At 61.9% G+C, this 15,442-nt stretch carries 14 protein-coding genes and 1 other RNA gene; 10 read left to right on the top strand and 5 right to left on the bottom strand.

Going from position 1 to position 15,442, the window contains the following annotated elements:
* The first annotated feature begins 102 nt into the window (after positions 1-102).
* Positions 103-258, top strand: a complete 156-nt coding sequence (locus C9422_RS32155) for a hypothetical protein (RefSeq protein ID WP_007978897.1) — start codon at positions 103-105, stop codon at positions 256-258.
* 35 nt (positions 259-293) lie between these two features.
* Here the strand turns inward: C9422_RS32155 and C9422_RS03425 are convergent, their stop codons facing one another.
* From C9422_RS03425 to C9422_RS03410, 4 genes are all read right to left on the bottom strand, one after another.
* Entirely contained in the window at positions 294-899 is a 606-nt protein-coding gene (locus tag C9422_RS03425) for a 5-formyltetrahydrofolate cyclo-ligase (protein ID WP_007978899.1), read from the bottom strand.
* 101 nt (positions 900-1,000) lie between these two features.
* Positions 1,001-1,179, bottom strand: a non-coding RNA gene (gene ssrS / locus C9422_RS03420) — 6S RNA.
* Positions 1,180-1,209: 30 nt separating this feature from the next.
* Positions 1,210-1,527: a cell division protein ZapA gene (locus C9422_RS03415; RefSeq protein WP_007978902.1), complete on the bottom strand. Its 318-nt coding sequence runs from the start codon at positions 1,525-1,527 to the stop codon at positions 1,210-1,212.
* Positions 1,524-1,733, bottom strand: a complete 210-nt coding sequence (locus tag C9422_RS03410; protein ID WP_007982902.1) for a TIGR02449 family protein — start codon at positions 1,731-1,733, stop codon at positions 1,524-1,526. The genes C9422_RS03415 and C9422_RS03410 overlap by 4 nt, the downstream gene beginning before the upstream one ends.
* A gap of 194 nt (positions 1,734-1,927) precedes the next feature.
* On the opposite strand from C9422_RS03410, the gene C9422_RS03405 reads away from it, so the two are divergent.
* The 8 genes from C9422_RS03405 to gcvH all read left to right on the top strand — a co-directional run bounded on the left by C9422_RS03405 (position 1,928) and on the right by gcvH (position 11,022).
* Entirely contained in the window at positions 1,928-2,485 is a 558-nt protein-coding gene (locus C9422_RS03405) for a YecA family protein (RefSeq protein WP_095964285.1), read from the top strand.
* 27 nt (positions 2,486-2,512) lie between these two features.
* A complete protein-coding gene (gene pepP, locus C9422_RS03400) occupies positions 2,513-3,847 on the top strand; it encodes a Xaa-Pro aminopeptidase (protein ID WP_116579702.1) in 1,335 nt (444 codons plus the stop codon).
* Positions 3,844-5,031 (top strand): 2-octaprenyl-6-methoxyphenyl hydroxylase, encoded by a 1,188-nt coding sequence (gene ubiH, locus C9422_RS03395; protein ID WP_102673509.1) that lies wholly within the window; start codon positions 3,844-3,846, stop codon positions 5,029-5,031. The genes pepP and ubiH overlap by 4 nt, the downstream gene beginning before the upstream one ends.
* Positions 5,032-5,122: 91 nt before the next feature.
* Positions 5,123-6,340: a 2-octaprenyl-3-methyl-6-methoxy-1,4-benzoquinol hydroxylase gene (locus tag C9422_RS03390; RefSeq protein ID WP_165824750.1), complete on the top strand. Its 1,218-nt coding sequence runs from the start codon at positions 5,123-5,125 to the stop codon at positions 6,338-6,340.
* Positions 6,341-6,586: 246 nt separating this feature from the next.
* The gene (locus tag C9422_RS03385) at positions 6,587-7,591 is read left to right on the top strand and encodes an extracellular solute-binding protein (RefSeq protein ID WP_116579700.1); all 1,005 of its coding nucleotides are present in this window, start codon (positions 6,587-6,589) and stop codon (positions 7,589-7,591) included.
* Positions 7,592-7,733: 142 nt separating this feature from the next.
* On the top strand, positions 7,734-9,350 hold the full coding sequence (locus tag C9422_RS03380) for an iron ABC transporter permease (protein WP_116579699.1): 1,617 nt from the start codon (positions 7,734-7,736) through the stop codon (positions 9,348-9,350).
* Positions 9,351-9,506: 156 nt separating this feature from the next.
* Positions 9,507-10,589 carry a glycine cleavage system aminomethyltransferase GcvT gene (gene gcvT / locus C9422_RS03375; RefSeq protein WP_116579698.1) on the top strand — a complete coding sequence of 361 codons (1,083 nt, stop codon included), beginning with the start codon at positions 9,507-9,509 and terminating at the stop codon, positions 10,587-10,589.
* Positions 10,590-10,638: 49 nt separating this feature from the next.
* Entirely contained in the window at positions 10,639-11,022 is a 384-nt protein-coding gene (gene gcvH, locus C9422_RS03370; RefSeq protein ID WP_116579697.1) for a glycine cleavage system protein GcvH, read from the top strand.
* Positions 11,023-11,127: 105 nt separating this feature from the next.
* Here gcvH and C9422_RS03365 read toward each other — a convergent pair whose 3' ends face one another.
* The gene (locus C9422_RS03365) at positions 11,128-12,267 is read right to left on the bottom strand and encodes a DegT/DnrJ/EryC1/StrS aminotransferase family protein (protein ID WP_116579890.1); all 1,140 of its coding nucleotides are present in this window, start codon (positions 12,265-12,267) and stop codon (positions 11,128-11,130) included.
* A 154-nt stretch (positions 12,268-12,421) separates the two neighbouring features.
* Between C9422_RS03365 and gcvP the strand changes: the two genes are divergently transcribed.
* A complete protein-coding gene (gene gcvP, locus C9422_RS03360) occupies positions 12,422-15,295 on the top strand; it encodes an aminomethyl-transferring glycine dehydrogenase (protein ID WP_116579696.1) in 2,874 nt (957 codons plus the stop codon).
* Positions 15,296-15,442: the final 147 nt, after the last annotated feature.

The raw sequence follows: 15,442 nt of genomic DNA, 5'->3' as shown, positions 1-15,442 counted from the left end.
CGTTGTCGCAAAATGCCGGCCTTTAAAGCTTGACGCTGCTGCACGGCCTACAAACGGAAACCGCTGCTGTCATCGTGTAGATCTGCCTTTGGGGGGCAATCGATGAAACGCAAACCGGATTTACTATGGATTTTGGTCATTTTGTTTGGCCTTGGCGTCGTGACCACCGGCTATGCCCAAAGCCTGTGGGCCAGCAAGACCGATGCGCCGGTCGAACTCGCCCAATTGCAGCAACAGTCGACAGCCTTCAAGCGCTGACCCTGTTGTCCCGGCGTCGCTGATCGAAGTGGCGTCTAGCCTGCGTAATACCAGGCCTTGTCTGTCACCGTTCCTTGCAGCGGCACATCCCAGCTCGCCTGAGCCAATCGCTCCACCTTTTGACACTCATGGGCCAGCCCCAACAGCGTCGGCTTGCGCCAGTCATTGCGGCGCGCCAGGTAAGCCAGGCTTCGATCATAGAAGCCGCCGCCCATCCCCAGGCGTCCGCCAACATCGTCAAACCCCACCAATGGCAACAGCACCAGGTCCAGTGCCCAGATCCTGCGCTGCCGGGCGAGGTTGGCCCGTGGTTCGAGAATGCGGAAGCGGTTGGGTTTGAGTTTCTCCCCTGGCCGGATGCGCTGGAACACCATTTTGGTTCGCGGCCAGGCACTCAGCACCGGCAGATAGGTGGCCTTGCCCCGGCGCTGTGCGGCACGCAGCAACAGGCGCGGATCAATTTCACCGTCGGTCGGCAGATAGAGCGAGATATGTCGGGCGCGGCGGAACAGCGGTTGCTGGGCCAATTGCTTGTACAGCCCGCGAGCGGCCTGGCGCTGCTGACTGGGTGTCAGTGCGCGACGGGCCTTGCGCAGCATGCGTCGAAGTTGCGGGCGGGGAAGCAGCGCAGGTTCGGTCATGGATTCGGACTTCGGCAGGACGGATACATGAAGCGTAACTGTAAAAAGCAGATCTACAAAAACGCCAATGCCGGTATTTGAACCGGCATTGGACTGGAATCAGGCTCCCCGAATGTGTCGCTGTCGACTTAGCCCTTGAACCCGAAAGTTCAAGGTGGAAGATGCAGTAGGCTTTAAGGCTTTCCGTCTAGCGGACATGCACACCAGCCCAACGTGCAACCTCCAGGGTATAGCAAATCGGCTCAGGGACATCGCCAACTGGCAAACACCCCAGGGAGTGATGGCAGTATACCGCAAGCGGCGACGCGAATCAGCCTTTGGTGACGTCCGGATCGGTCGCGAGGACCAGATCGACGCGATCGAGCAGGTCGCGAACCTGCTCACGGGTCGAGCCGCTGACCTGAACATCCGGGCGATCTTCCTTGTGCAGCAGGTCGTGGGTGATGTTCAGCGCAGCCATCACGGCGATACGGTCGGCGCCGATGACTTTGCCGCTGCTGCGGATCTCGCGCATCTTGCCGTCCAGATAACGGGCGGCGCTGACCAGGTTACTGCGCTCTTCCTGAGGGCAGATGATCGAATACTCTTTGTCGAGAATCTGCACGGTGACGCTATTGCTTGAACTCATGAGTCTTGCTCCAGGGCCTTGAGGCGCGAAATCATCGACTCGACCTTACGCCGGGCGATTTCGTTTTTTTCAATGAGATGCGCGCGTTCCTCGCGCCAGGTCTTTTCCTGAGCTAGTAAGAGTCCGTTTTGACTCTTAAGTTGCTCGACTCGGGTAATCAGCAGTTCGAGTCTGGCCATCAGCGCTTGCAGGTCGGTGTCTTCCATTGTCTTCACTGTCTGATGGGTGATGGACTGTAGGAGCGAGCTTGCTCGCGATGGTCGCCAACGATAACGCTGGGTCCCTGACAATCCGCGGCGTTCTCGGGTTCATCGCGAGCAAGCTCGCTCCTACAGGGGTAGTCGATGTAGGATACAAGGCCTTCATTCTAGACATAGCGCCGTCTGGCGCCTAGCTGCCCATGACCATTCAGAATTCCCCGTACCAAGGCTTCGCCACCCTGCTGACTTCCAGCGGCCACAACGTCTCGCCTGCCGAACTGCACGGCCTGCTGCTCGGCCGCAGCTGCGCCGGTGCCGGTTTCGACGCCGAAGGCTGGCTGATCGACGCCGCCGAACTGCTTGAAAGCGAGCCGCAGGACAACGTTCGCAACGCCCTGATCGGCCTGCAAGAGATGGTAAAGGGCGAGCTCACCGGCGATGACGTGACCGTCGTTCTGCTGTTGCCAACCGACGACGCTCCGCTCACCGAGCGTGCCGCCGCCCTGGGCCAATGGTGCCAGGGTTTCCTCAGCGGTTTCGGCCTGAACTGCCGTGACAGCAGTGCCCTGAGTACCGAGGCTACCGAGGTGCTGCAGGATCTGGCGGCCATTTCCCAGGTGCAAGACGCGCTGGAAGAATCCGACGACGGCGAAAACGACTATATGGAAGTCATGGAGTACCTGCGCGTCGCGCCGCTGCTGCTGTTCTCCGAGACCAAGAAAGACGTGCCGGCCGCCGCCAAGCCGTCGCTGCACTAATCGTTTGCCAGGGAACGCCATCTGCCCATGATCCACATCCCGAAATCGGAATACAGCCGTCGCCGCAAGGCCCTGATGGCGCAGATGGAACCCAACAGCATTGCCATCCTGCCCGCCGCCGCGGTGGCCATTCGTAACCGCGACGTCGAGCACGTCTACCGCCAGGACAGCGACTTCCAGTACCTCAGCGGTTTTCCCGAGCCCCAGGCCGTACTGGTGCTGATGCCGGGGCGCGTGCATGGCGAATACATCCTGTTCTGCCGCGAGCGCAACGCCGAGCGCGAATTGTGGGATGGCCTGCGTGCCGGGCAGGAAGGCGCGATTCGCGACTTCGGCGCCGACGACGCCTTCCCCATCACCGATATCGACGACATCCTGCCGGGCCTGATCGAAGGCCGTGACCGGGTGTACTCGGCCATGGGCAGCAACCCTGAATTCGACCGCCACCTGATGGAATGGATCAACGTGATCCGCTCCAAGGCCAACCTCGGTGCCCAGCCGCCGAACGAATTCGTTGCCCTGGATCATCTGCTGCACGACATGCGCCTGTATAAATCGGCGGCAGAAGTGAAGGTGATGCGCGAGGCGGCGCGGATTTCCGCCCAGGCGCATGTACGGGCAATGCAGGCCTGTCGCGCCGGGTTGCACGAATTCAGCCTGGAAGCCGAGCTCGATTACGAATTCCGCAAGGGCGGGGCGAAGATGCCGGCCTACGGGTCGATCGTCGCGGCGGGGCGCAACAGCTGCATCCTGCATTACCAGCAGAATGATGCGCTGCTCAAGGACGGTGACCTGGTGCTGATCGACGCCGGGTGCGAAATCGACTGCTACGCCAGCGACATCACCCGGACCTTTCCGGTCAGCGGTAAATATTCAGCGGAACAGAAAGCGATTTACGAATTGGTGCTGGCCTCCCAGGAAGCCGCCTTTGCCGAAATCGCCCCGAACAAACACTGGAACCAGGCGCACGAGGCCACGGTCCGGGTCATCACGACCGGGCTGGTCAAGCTGGGGTTGCTCCAGGGTGAGGTTGACGAACTGATCGCCAGCGAAGCCTACAAGGCGTTCTACATGCACCGCGCCGGCCATTGGCTGGGCATGGATGTGCACGATGTCGGCGAATACAAGGTCGGCGGCGAGTGGCGCGTGCTGGAGGTCGGCATGGCGTTGACCGTGGAGCCGGGGATCTACATTGCTCCGGACAACCAGAGCGTGGCGAAGAAATGGCGTGGCATTGGCGTGCGCATCGAGGACGACGTAGTGGTCACCAGAACCGGCTGTGAATTATTGACGGGGGGCGTCCCTAAAACTGTCAGCGAAATCGAGGCCCTGATGGCGCAAGCACGGACACAAGCGGCATGAGTCGAGTCAACCTGGCAATCATCGGTGGCGGGCTGGTCGGTGCGAGTCTGGCGCTGGCCTTGCAGGCCGGCGCCAAGGCCCGAGGCTGGAAGATCGTGCTGATCGAGCCGTTCGCCCCGGGGGATACGTATCAACCGAGTTACGATGCCCGTTCTTCGGCGCTGTCCTTTGGCTCGCGGCAGATTTATCAACGCCTGGGCGTCTGGCAGGAAGTCTCTCGCCGCGCCGAACCGATCAAGCAGATTCATGTTTCCGACCGTGGTCGATTCTCGACGGCGCGGTTGTCGGCGATGGAAGAGGGTGTTCCAGCGCTGGGTTATGTCGTTGAAAACGCCTGGCTCGGCCAATGCCTGTGGCAAGGCCTGGACAAGGACGTGATCAGCTGGCGCTGCCCGGCGGAAGTCACCCGCATGGAGCCGCTGACCGATGGCTATCGCCTGACCCTCAACGATGAAACCACCCTGGAATGCGACCTTGCGGTGCTCGCCGATGGTGGCCGCTCCGGCTTGCGCGAGCAACTGGGGATCGGCATCCGCAAGCGTCCGTACAACCAGAGTGCGCTGATCGCCAACATCACCCCGAGCGAGGCCCACAACGGCATGGCCTTCGAGCGTTTCACCGACGAAGGCCCGATGGCGTTGCTGCCGCTGCCGGAAAACCGCTGTGCACTGGTCTGGACCCGTCTGGGCATGGACGCGCAACGCCTGGCAGCCCTTGACGAGCGCAGTTTCCTCAGTGAATTGCAGGGCGTCTTCGGTTACCGCCTCGGTACATTGAAACAGGTTGGTGCGCGACACCTGTATCCGCTGACACTGGTCGAGGCCGAGGAACAGGTGCGCCCGCATCTGGCGATTCTCGGTAACGCGGCGCACAGCCTGCATCCGATTGCCGGCCAGGGGTTCAACCTGTCCCTGCGCGATGCCCAGGCCCTGGCCGATGCCCTGCTCGCCAGCGAAAAGCCCTTGGGCGACTTTGCCACCTTGCAGGCCTATCGCGAGCGTCAGCGTCTAGACCAGGACCTCACCGTGGGCTTCTCCGATCAGGTCACGCGCCTGTTCGGCAGTACCCAGCCGCTGGTGTCCCTGGGTCGCAACATCGGCTTGCTCGGCCTCGACCTGCTGCCACCGGCCAAACGCTGGTTTGCCCGACAGGCAATGGGGCTGGGGACACGACCGGATGCGTAGCAGGCTGATGCGCCGGTTTGACAAGGCACGATTGATAAAAACCCTTTACGTGCGGCTCAAGCCGCAAGAGAGACAGGCTTAAAGCATGGAAATGCGCGCAGATCTGCTGATTGTCGGGGCCGGAATGGTCGGCAGCGCCCTGGCGCTGGCGTTGCAGAACAGCGGGCTGGAAGTCCTGCTGCTGGACGGCAGCCCCATGAGTGTCAAACCCTTCAACGCTCAGGCCGCATTTGAGCCGCGCGTGAGCGCCTTGTCGGCTGCCAGCCAGCGGATTCTCGAACGCCTTGGCGTCTGGGACGGCATCGCCGGGCGGCGCAGCAGCCCCTACACCGACATGCAGGTCTGGGATGGCAGCGGCACCGGGCAAATCCACTTCTCGGCGACCAGCGTGCATGCCGAGGTGCTGGGGCACATCGTCGAAAACCGAGTGGTCCAGGATGCCTTGCTCGAGCGCCTGCACGACTGTGACCTGGGGTTGCTGGCCAATGCACGGCTGGAACAGATGCGCCGCTCCGGCGATGACTGGCTGCTGACCCTGGCCGATGGCCGCACCCTGCGCGCGCCGTTGGTGATCGCAGCGGATGGCGCCAACTCGGCCGTGCGGCGCCTGGCCGGGGTCGCGACCCGCGAATGGGATTATCTGCACCATGCCATCGTCACCAGCGTGCGTTGCGCCAAGCCGCACCAGATGACGGCCTGGCAGCGCTTCACCGACAACGGTCCGTTGGCGTTTCTGCCGCTGGAGCGCGACGGCGAACAGGATTGGTGCTCGATCGTCTGGTCGACCACACCCGGCGAAGCCGAACGCTTGATGGCGATGGATGACCAGGGTTTTTGCAAGGCTCTGGAGCGAGCCTTCGAGGGGCGACTTGGTGAAGTGCTCAGCGCCGACCCGCGCCTGTGTGTGCCCCTGCGCCAGCGGCATGCCAAGCGTTATGTGGCGGAAGGCCTGGCGTTGATCGGCGACGCGGCCCACACCATTCACCCGTTGGCCGGGCAGGGTGTGAATCTCGGATTCCTCGATGCCGCCGTGCTGGCCGAAGTGTTGCTGCAAGCGGCAACACGAGGCGAACGCCTGGCGGATGTGAAAGTCCTCAGCCGCTACGAGCGTCGGCGCATGCCGCACAACCTGGCACTGATGGCGGCGATGGAAGGCTTCGAGCGCTTGTTCCAGGCGGATCCGTTGCCGGTGCGCTGGTTGCGTAATACCGGGTTGAAAATGGTTGAGAAGATGCCGGAAGCCAAAGCCTTGTTCGTGCGTGAAGCGCTGGGGTTGACCGGGGATCTGCCGGCGCTGGCCAGGCCCTGAGTTCTGCATGGAGGCTACTGGCCTCTTCGCGGGCAAGCCCGCTCCCACAGGTATCGCTTTGGGCACAGGATTTGTGAACGACACCGGCCACTGTGGGAGCGGGCTTGCCCGCGAAGGCGTCAGCACAAGCACCAAAAATTCCAGGCGGCGCAACATCTGGTAACTCCTCCGCGAACGGGTTCGATTGAGAAGCTAAATGTGAGTCCTTATCATTTGGCCTCATTTTTCAATCGAGAGACCGCTCCCATGTTGGCACCGAAGCGTCTACTGACTGCACTGGCCCTGACCCTGATTGGCAGTACCGCCGCCCAGGCCGCTGACGAGGTGGTGGTCTACTCCTCGCGTATCGACGAGTTGATCAAGCCAGTATTCGATGCCTACACCGCCAAGACCGGCGTGAAGGTGAAGTTCATCACCGACAAGGAAGCGCCACTGATGCAGCGGCTCAAGGCCGAGGGCGCGAATACGCCGGCCGACCTGCTGCTGACCGTCGATGCCGGCAACCTCTGGCAAGCCGAGCAGATGGGCATCCTCCAGCCGTTCACCTCGAAAACCATCGACGCCAACATTCCGCTGCAGTACCGGGCCGCCTCCCACGCCTGGACCGGCCTGAGCCTGCGGGCGCGGACCATTGCCTACTCCACTGACCGCGTGAAGCCGGGCGAACTGACCACCTACGAAGCACTGGCCGACAAGCAATGGGATGGCCGCCTGTGCCTGCGTACGGCGAAGAAGGTCTACAACCAGTCCCTGACCGCGACCATGATCGAAGTGCACGGCGCCGACAAGACCGAGGAGATCCTCAAGGGCTGGGTCAAGAACCTGTCCACTGACGTGTTCTCCGACGACACCGCCGTGCTCGAAGCGATCAATGCCGGCCAGTGCGATGTCGGCATCGTCAACACCTACTACTACGGCCGCCTGCACAAGCAGAAGCCGGATCTGCCGGTGAAGCTGTTCTGGCCGAACCAGGCCGACCGTGGCGTACACATCAACCTGTCGGGTATCGGCCTGACCCAACACGCGCCACACCCGGAAGCGGCCAAGGCCCTGGTGGAGTGGATGACCACCCCTGAAGCGCAGAAGATCTTTGCCGACGTGAACCAGGAGTTCCCGGCCAACCCGGCCGTGCAGCCATCGGCTGAAGTCGCCGCATGGGGCAAGTTCATCGCCGATACCTTGCCTGTGGAAATTGCCGGCAAGCGCCAGGCTGAGGCGATTCGCCTGATGGACAAGGCTGGCTGGAACTGACACCTGCTGGTTTAAAGAGCAAAAGATCGCAGCCTTCGGCAGCGCCTACAGGGTGATCACCAACCCACTGTAGGAGCTGCCGAAGGCTGCGATCTTTTCGCGTTTCACGTACATTTCGTTGATTTATCCAGAGAGCTTTTCCTTGGCCCACCCCGCCCAACGCCGCTGGTATCCCGTCGTCTTCGCCATCGCTGCGCTGGTCCTGTTGCCCCTGAGCGTCCTGCTGCTTTCCTGGCAAACCATCGACGTTCAAATCTGGTCCCACTTGTGGGACACGCAGATGCCGCGCTTGCTGGGCAATACCCTGACCCTGGTGCTAGGCGTCGGTGTCGGCGTGACAGTCCTGGGTGTCAGCCTTGCCTGGCTGACCAGCCTTTGCGAATTCCCCGGCCGGCGCTGGCTGGACTGGGCGCTGATGCTGCCCTTCGCGATCCCGGCCTATGTGCTGGCCTTCGTCTTCGTCGGCCTGCTGGATTTTGCCGGGCCCGTGCAAACCCTGCTGCGCGAATGGTTCGGCAGCGGTCTGCGGCTGCCGCGCGTGCGCTCCACGGGCGGGGTGATTGTGGTGCTGGTGCTGGTTTTCTATCCCTATGTGTATCTGCTGGCCCGCACGGCCTTCCTCGCCCAGGGCAAAGGCCTGATGGAAGCGGCGCGGGTTCTTGGTCAATCGCCCTGGCAAGCGTTCTGGCGCGTGGCATTACCCATGGCGCGGCCGGCCATCGGTGCGGGCGTGGCGTTGGCGCTGATGGAAACCCTGGCGGATTTCGGCGCCGTGTCGGTGTTCAACTTCGATACCTTCACCACGGCCATCTACAAGACCTGGTACGGTTTTTTCAGCCTGTCTTCCGCCGCGCAACTGGCCAGCTTGTTGCTGCTGGTGGTGATGCTCGTGCTCTACGGCGAGCGGCGTGCTCGCGGGGCCAACCGGGCGGGCAACGAGCGGCCACGGGTCAAGGCGCTGTATCACCTGCGGGGCTTCAAGGCGCTGGCGGCCTCGACCTGGTGCGGTCTGGTGTTTGCCTGCGCTTTTGTTATCCCGATGCTGCAATTGGCGGTGTGGTTCTGGCAGCGCGGGCGCTTCGATCTCGATGAGCGCTACACCGGGTTGATCGTCCATACCTTGTACCTTGGGGCGATGGCGGCGTTGATCACCGTCAGCGTCGCCTTGTTGCTGGCGTTTGCCCGACGGCTGGCGCCCACCCGAGTCATTCGTTCCGGGGTCAGTCTGGCCAACCTGGGTTACGCCTTGCCGGGCTCGGTGCTGGCGGTATCGATCATGCTGGCGTTCAGTTATCTGGATCGCGAACTGGTGATCCCGCTCTCGAGTTGGCTCGGTGGCACGGGCAAGCCGCTGCTGCTGGGCAGTCTGTCAGCGTTATTGCTGGCCTATCTGGTGCGCTTCATTGCGGTGGCCTACGGACCGCTGGAAAGCAGCCTGGCGCGTATACGGCCATCTTTGCCCGAAGCGGCACGTAGCCTTGGCGTCAGTGGGCCACGACTGTTTTTCAAAGTGTATCTACCATTGTTGTTGCCCGGCACCTTGAGCGCGGCGCTGCTGGTGTTCGTCGACGTGCTCAAGGAAATGCCCGCGACCCTGCTGATGCGCCCGTTTGGCTGGGACACGCTGGCGGTGCGGATCTTTGAAATGACCAGCGAAGGAGAGTGGGCGAGGGCATCTTTGCCAGCGTTGACCCTGGTGCTGGTCGGGCTGCTGCCGGTCATCGGATTGATCCGACGCTCAGCGCATCGAAACAGCTAGGTGTCAGTCCTACACCTTGCGGCTACAATGCGCGGCATTCGGTGCGGTCCGTCTGACAGACCAGGTAGCTGAAATCGGCTAAAGGCCCTTTGTTTCAAGGCATTCAGTCCGTGCAGCACTTGCCCGCACCTTCGCCACGCCCGGAAGGAGAAACCCATGGGACAGCGTACGCCTCTGTATGACCTTCATCTCGCGCTCGGCGCAAAGATGGTCGATTTTGGCGGTTGGGACATGCCTCTGCATTATGGATCGCAGGTCGAGGAACACCATCAGGTGCGCCGCGATTGCGGTGTCTTCGATGTATCCCACATGACCGTTATCGACGTCGACGGCTCCCAGGCCAAAGCCTGGCTTCAGCATTTGCTGGCCAACGATGTCGAACGCCTGCACAGCCCCGGCCGTGCGTTGTACAGCACCATGCTCAACGAGCAGGGCGGTATCGTCGACGACATGATCGTCTACCGTCTCGACGAGGGCTATCGCCTGGTGGTCAACGCCTCCACCCGCGATCAGGACATGGCCTGGATGCAAGCGCATCTCGACGGTTTCGACGTGCAGCTTCGCGAGCGTTCCGAGTTGGCGATGCTGGCCATCCAGGGTCCTCACGCCCGACAAAAAATTGCCGAGCTGGTCAACCAGTCCCGCGGCAACCTGATCCAGCTCCTCAAGCCCTTCGAAGGCCTGCCCGATGGCGACTGGTTCATCGCGCGCACCGGGTATACCGGCGAAGATGGCCTGGAAATCATTCTGCCGGCGGATCAGGCGCCCGGGTTCTTCAACGATCTGGTCGGCGCCGGGATTTCCCCCATCGGTCTTGGCGCGCGGGATACCTTGCGGGTCGAAGCCGGCATGAACCTTTACGGCCAGGATATCCAGCAGGATGTTTCACCCTTGGCCTCCAATATGGCCTGGACCATCGCCTGGGAACCTGCCACCCGGCAGTTCATCGGGCGCAAGGCCCTGGAAGCCGAGCAAGCCGCTGGTGTACAGCACAAACTGGTCGGTCTGGTCCTTGAGGAACGCGGTGTTTTACGCGCTCATCAGGTGGTCCGCATCGCCGATGTTGGCGAAGGGGAGATCACCAGTGGTAGTTTCTCTCCTACGCTTAGCAAGTCGATAGCACTGGCGCGTGTGCCGATGGCAACTGCCGACCGCGCTGAAGTGGAAATTCGTGGCAAGTGGTACCCGGTCCGGGTGGTCAAACCGACCTTCGTACGCCACGGCAAAACCTTGATCTAATCTTTTCCAGCGGTTAACGACCGCTGACAATTTCCTGAGGACACAGAACATGAGCAATATCCCTGCCGACCTGCGTTTTGCCGAAAGTCACGAATGGGCACGTCTGGAAGCCGATGGCACCGTCACCGTGGGCATCAGCGATCACGCGCAGGAAGCGCTGGGTGATGTGGTGTTCGTCGAACTGACCGAAGTCGGCAACGTGTTTGCTGCCGGTGATCAGTCGGGTGTCGTTGAATCGGTTAAAGCCGCTTCTGATATCTACTCCCCGATTGCCGGTGAAGTGATCGCGGTCAACGAAGCGCTGAGTGCTGAGCCTGAGCTGCTCAACTCCGATCCGTACGGCGCGTGGATCTTCAAGCTCAAGCCAAGCAACACCGCCGATCTGGAAAAACTGCTGGATGCCGCCGGCTACAAGGCCGCCATCGGCGAGTAATGCTCGCCCCTGTAGGAGCTGCCGCAGGCTGCGATCTTTTGCTTTTGTTTTTAAACAATCAAAGTCAAAAGATCGCAGCCTGCGGCAGCTCCTACAAAGGCTGAGTCAAGACCGCAAGACGGCTTTCACCGCCGCCACCGAACGCTCGACATCGGCTTTGCTCATCGCGGTGAACATCGGCAGCGAGACAATCAGCCGACCGACCCGCTCGGCAACCGGGAACATGCCCTCCTTGAAGCCGCGCTCGCGGTAAAGGCTCAACAGGTGAATCGGCGGGTAGTGATAGCCGATCCCAACACCCAAAGCCTGCATCTGCTCCATGAAAGTCGCCCGTGGCGGTTTGCCATCCGTACGTTCCGGCAATACCAGCTGGAACAAATGCCAGTTGCTGTGGGTGAAATCCGCCGGAGGCAGTTGCGCACCGTACTGCGCTTCGAAATCCTCGCCAAAGCAGGCGAAATAGTGCCGGGCCAGCTCACGGCGATGAGCGGTGATGGCTTCGATATGAGCAAATTGCCCCAGGCCAATGGCCGCGGCGACGTCGGTCATGTTGAATTTGCCACCCAGCACGTCGACGTCCAGGCCATCGAAGCCGTTGCGGGTAACGCCCTGCAACCGGTATTTCTCTGCCAGTCGTACTTCTTCGGGCGTATTCAGCACCAGGCAACCGCCTTCGGAAGAGGTGACGTTTTTGTTCGCCTGGAAACTGAAGGACACGAAATCACCGGTCGAGCCTATGCGCTGGCCGTTCCAGCTGGAGCCCAATGCCTGGGCCGCATCCTCGACGATTCGCAGGCTGTGCTTTTTCGCCAGTGCGTACAGACGCGTCATGTCCACGGGCAATCCGGCGAGGTACACCGGAATGATGGCCTTGGTGCGCGGAGTGATCGCCGCTTCCAGTTGATCCAGATCGATATTGCGCGTCACCGGGTCGATGTCGGCAAACACCGGGGTGGCACCGACCTCCAGGATGACGTTGGCGGTGGCCACCCAGGAAATCGGCGTGGTGATCACTTCATCACCCGGCCCGACCCCGGCAATACGCAAGGCGATTTCCATGGTGCAGGTGCCGGAATTGAAGGTGCGCACCGGGCGCCCGCCCAAATACTCCGAGAGTTGCGCTTCGAAGGCCTGGACCTTGGGGCCGCTGGTAATCCAGCCCGAGCGCAATACGTCACCGACAGCGGCGATCGTGGCTTCATCGATGGTGGGTTTGGAAAACGGCAGGAACGGCAGTTGGCTCATGGATACGGTCACCCGATCAGCGGACATTAAAGAGGCGCCGGACATGATGAGCCGGATTGGCTGACGACGCCACGCCATCCACGCGGAGATCGACTGCTATGCTGGTTTGACCGTGTTGCATCGACGCTGAGCGCCAGTCAAGAGAGAGCCCGTCATGTCCCAGTTGCCGTCCCTGAGCCAGTTACACGACCCCAATGCCTTTTTGCGCCGCCACCTGGGACCCGATGCCGCCGAGCAACAGGCGATGCTCGACAGCCTCGGCCTGGGCAGCCGGGTCGAATTGATCGAGCAAACGGTGCCGCCGGGCATCCGCCTCAACCGGGCGCTGGATCTGCCCCCGGCCCTCGATGAAGAGGCCGCCCTGGCCAAGCTGCGCGGTTATGCCGAGCAGAACCAGGTCTGGACCAGCCTGATCGGCATGGGCTACCACGGTACCCTCACACCGGCGGTCATTCTGCGTAACGTGCTGGAAAATCCCGGGTGGTACACCGCGTACACACCCTATCAACCGGAGATCGCCCAAGGGCGGCTCGAAGCGCTGTTGAACTTCCAGCAATTGACCATCGACCTGACCGGTCTGGAACTGGCCAACGCCTCGCTGCTCGATGAGGCCACCGCCGCGGCGGAAGCCATGGCCCTGGCCAAGCGGGTCGCCAAGTCCAAAAGCAATCTGTTCTTTGTCGACGAAAACTGCCATCCGCAAACCATTTCCGTGGTGCAGACCCGCGCCGAAGGTTTCGGCTTCGAGCTGATCGTCGACGCTGTGGATAACTTGAAGCAGCACCAGGTGTTCGGTGCGCTGCTCCAATACCCTGACACCCACGGCGAGATCCACGACCTGCGGCCGCTGATCGATCACCTGCACGCGCAACAGGCCCTGGCCAGTGTCGCCACGGATTTGCTGAGTCTGTTGTTGCTGACCCCGCCGGGTGAGCTGGGCGCCGATGTGGTGTTCGGCTCGTCCCAGCGATTTGGCGTGCCCATGGGCTACGGCGGGCCGCATGCGGCATTTTTTGCCAGCCGCGATGAGTACAAGCGAGCGATTCCCGGACGGATCATCGGTGTTTCGAAAGATGCGCGGGGCAACACCGCCCTGCGCATGGCCCTGCAAACCCGCGAGCAACATATCCGCCGGGAGAAGGCCAACTCCAACATCTGCACGGCCCAGGTGCTGCTGGCCAATATCGCCAGCTTCTATGCGGTCTACCACGGCCCGGAAGGGCTCAAGCGGATCGCCCAGCGGGTTCACCGGCTGACCTGCATCCTGGCCGCCGGGCTAGAGCGCAAGGGCATCACCCGGGTCAACCGGCACTTCTTCGACACGCTGACGCTGGAAGTCGGCGGAACCCAGACCGCGATCATCGACAGTGCCCGGGCCGCGCAGATCAACCTGCGCATTCTCGGGCGCGGCCAACTGGGTTTGAGCCTCGACGAGGCCTGCGACGAAGCCACCGTGCAGAGGCTGTTCGATGTGTTTCTGGGAGCCGATCACGGGCTCAGTATCGAGGACCTGGATGCCGAAGTCCTGCCTGGCGGAATTCCCGAAGGGTTGGTGCGAACTTCACCTTATCTGCGTCATCCGGTGTTCAGCGCCCATCACAGCGAAACCGAGATGCTGCGCTACCTCAAGCAACTGGAAAACAAGGACTTGGCGCTCAATCAATCGATGATCCCGCTGGGCTCCTGCACCATGAAGCTCAACGCCACCAGCGAGATGATCCCGATCACCTGGCCGCAGTTCGCCAACCTGCACCCGTTCGTGCCGAAAGAGCAGGCCGCCGGGTACGGGCTGATGATCGAGGAGCTGGAGCGCTGGTTGTGCGCGATCACCGGTTTCGATGCCATCTGCATGCAGCCCAACTCCGGTGCCCAAGGCGAATACGCCGGGCTGCTGGCGATCCGCAAATACCATGAGAGCCGGCAACAGGGCGGCCGCGATATTTGCCTGATTCCTTCGTCGGCGCACGGCACCAATCCCGCGTCGGCGCAAATGGCCGGGATGCGCGTGGTGATCGTCGAGTGTGACGAGGCGGGCAACGTCGACCTGGATGACCTCAAGGAGAAAGCCGCGCAGGCCGCCGACAAACTCGCCTGCCTGATGGCGACCTATCCTTCGACTCATGGCGTGTATGAGGAAGGCATCAGCGAAATTTGCGAAGTGATCCACCATCATGGCGGTCAGGTGTACATGGATGGCGCCAACCTCAACGCCCAGGTCGGGCTGGCGCGGCCGGCGGATATTGGCGCCGATGTCTCGCACATGAACCTGCACAAGACCTTCTGCATTCCCCATGGTGGTGGCGGTCCGGGCATGGGGCCGATTGGTGTTCGGGCACATCTGGCACCGTTCGTGGCCAACCATCCGGTGGTGCCGATCGACGGGCCGCAGCCGCAAAACGGCGCCGTCAGCGCGGCGCCCTGGGGCAGCGCAAGCATTCTGCCGATCAGCTGGATGTACATCGCCATGATGGGGCCGCAACTGGCGGACGCCAGCGAAGTGGCGATCCTGGCTGCGAATTACCTGGCGCGACATTTGTCCGGTGCCTTTCCGGTGCTGTACACCGGGCGCAACGAACGGGTGGCTCACGAATGCATCCTCGACCTGCGACCGCTCAAGGCATTGACCGGTATCACCGAAGAGGACGTCGCCAAGCGCCTGATGGACTACGGCTTCCATGCTCCGACCATGTCGTTCCCGGTGCCGGGGACGCTGATGGTCGAACCGACCGAAAGTGAATCGAAGGCGGAGCTGGACAGGTTTATCGGCGCAATGCTGAGCATCCGCGCGGAAATCAACGAGGTGCAGAACGGTAATTGGCCGGCGGAGGAAAACCCGTTGAAAGGTGCGCCGCATACGCTGGCCGATATCACCGGCGTGTGGGCGCGGCCGTACAGCATCGAGCAAGCCGTTACGCCGGACGCGCATACCAAGGCTCACAAATACTGGCCGGTGGTGAACCGGGTGGACAATGTGTATGGGGATCGGAACCTGTTTTGTGCGTGTGTGCCGGTCGACGATTACCGCTGACATTTCCGGCTGTACATAACCCCTGTGGGAGCGAGCTTGCTCGCGATTGCGGTGTGACAGTCAATGAAGCTTTTACTGATCCACCGCTATCGCGAGCAAGCTCGCTCCCACAGGTGGGGCCCGGTGAACATGGGAATTGTGTTCGCC

The sequence above is a fragment of the Pseudomonas sp. B1(2018) genome (assembly GCF_003097365.1).
GTDB lineage: Bacteria > Pseudomonadota > Gammaproteobacteria > Pseudomonadales > Pseudomonadaceae > Aquipseudomonas > Aquipseudomonas laurylsulfatiphila.
Note: the sequence above shows the minus strand (reverse complement) of the source record. Positions and strands in the feature narration are given on the sequence as shown.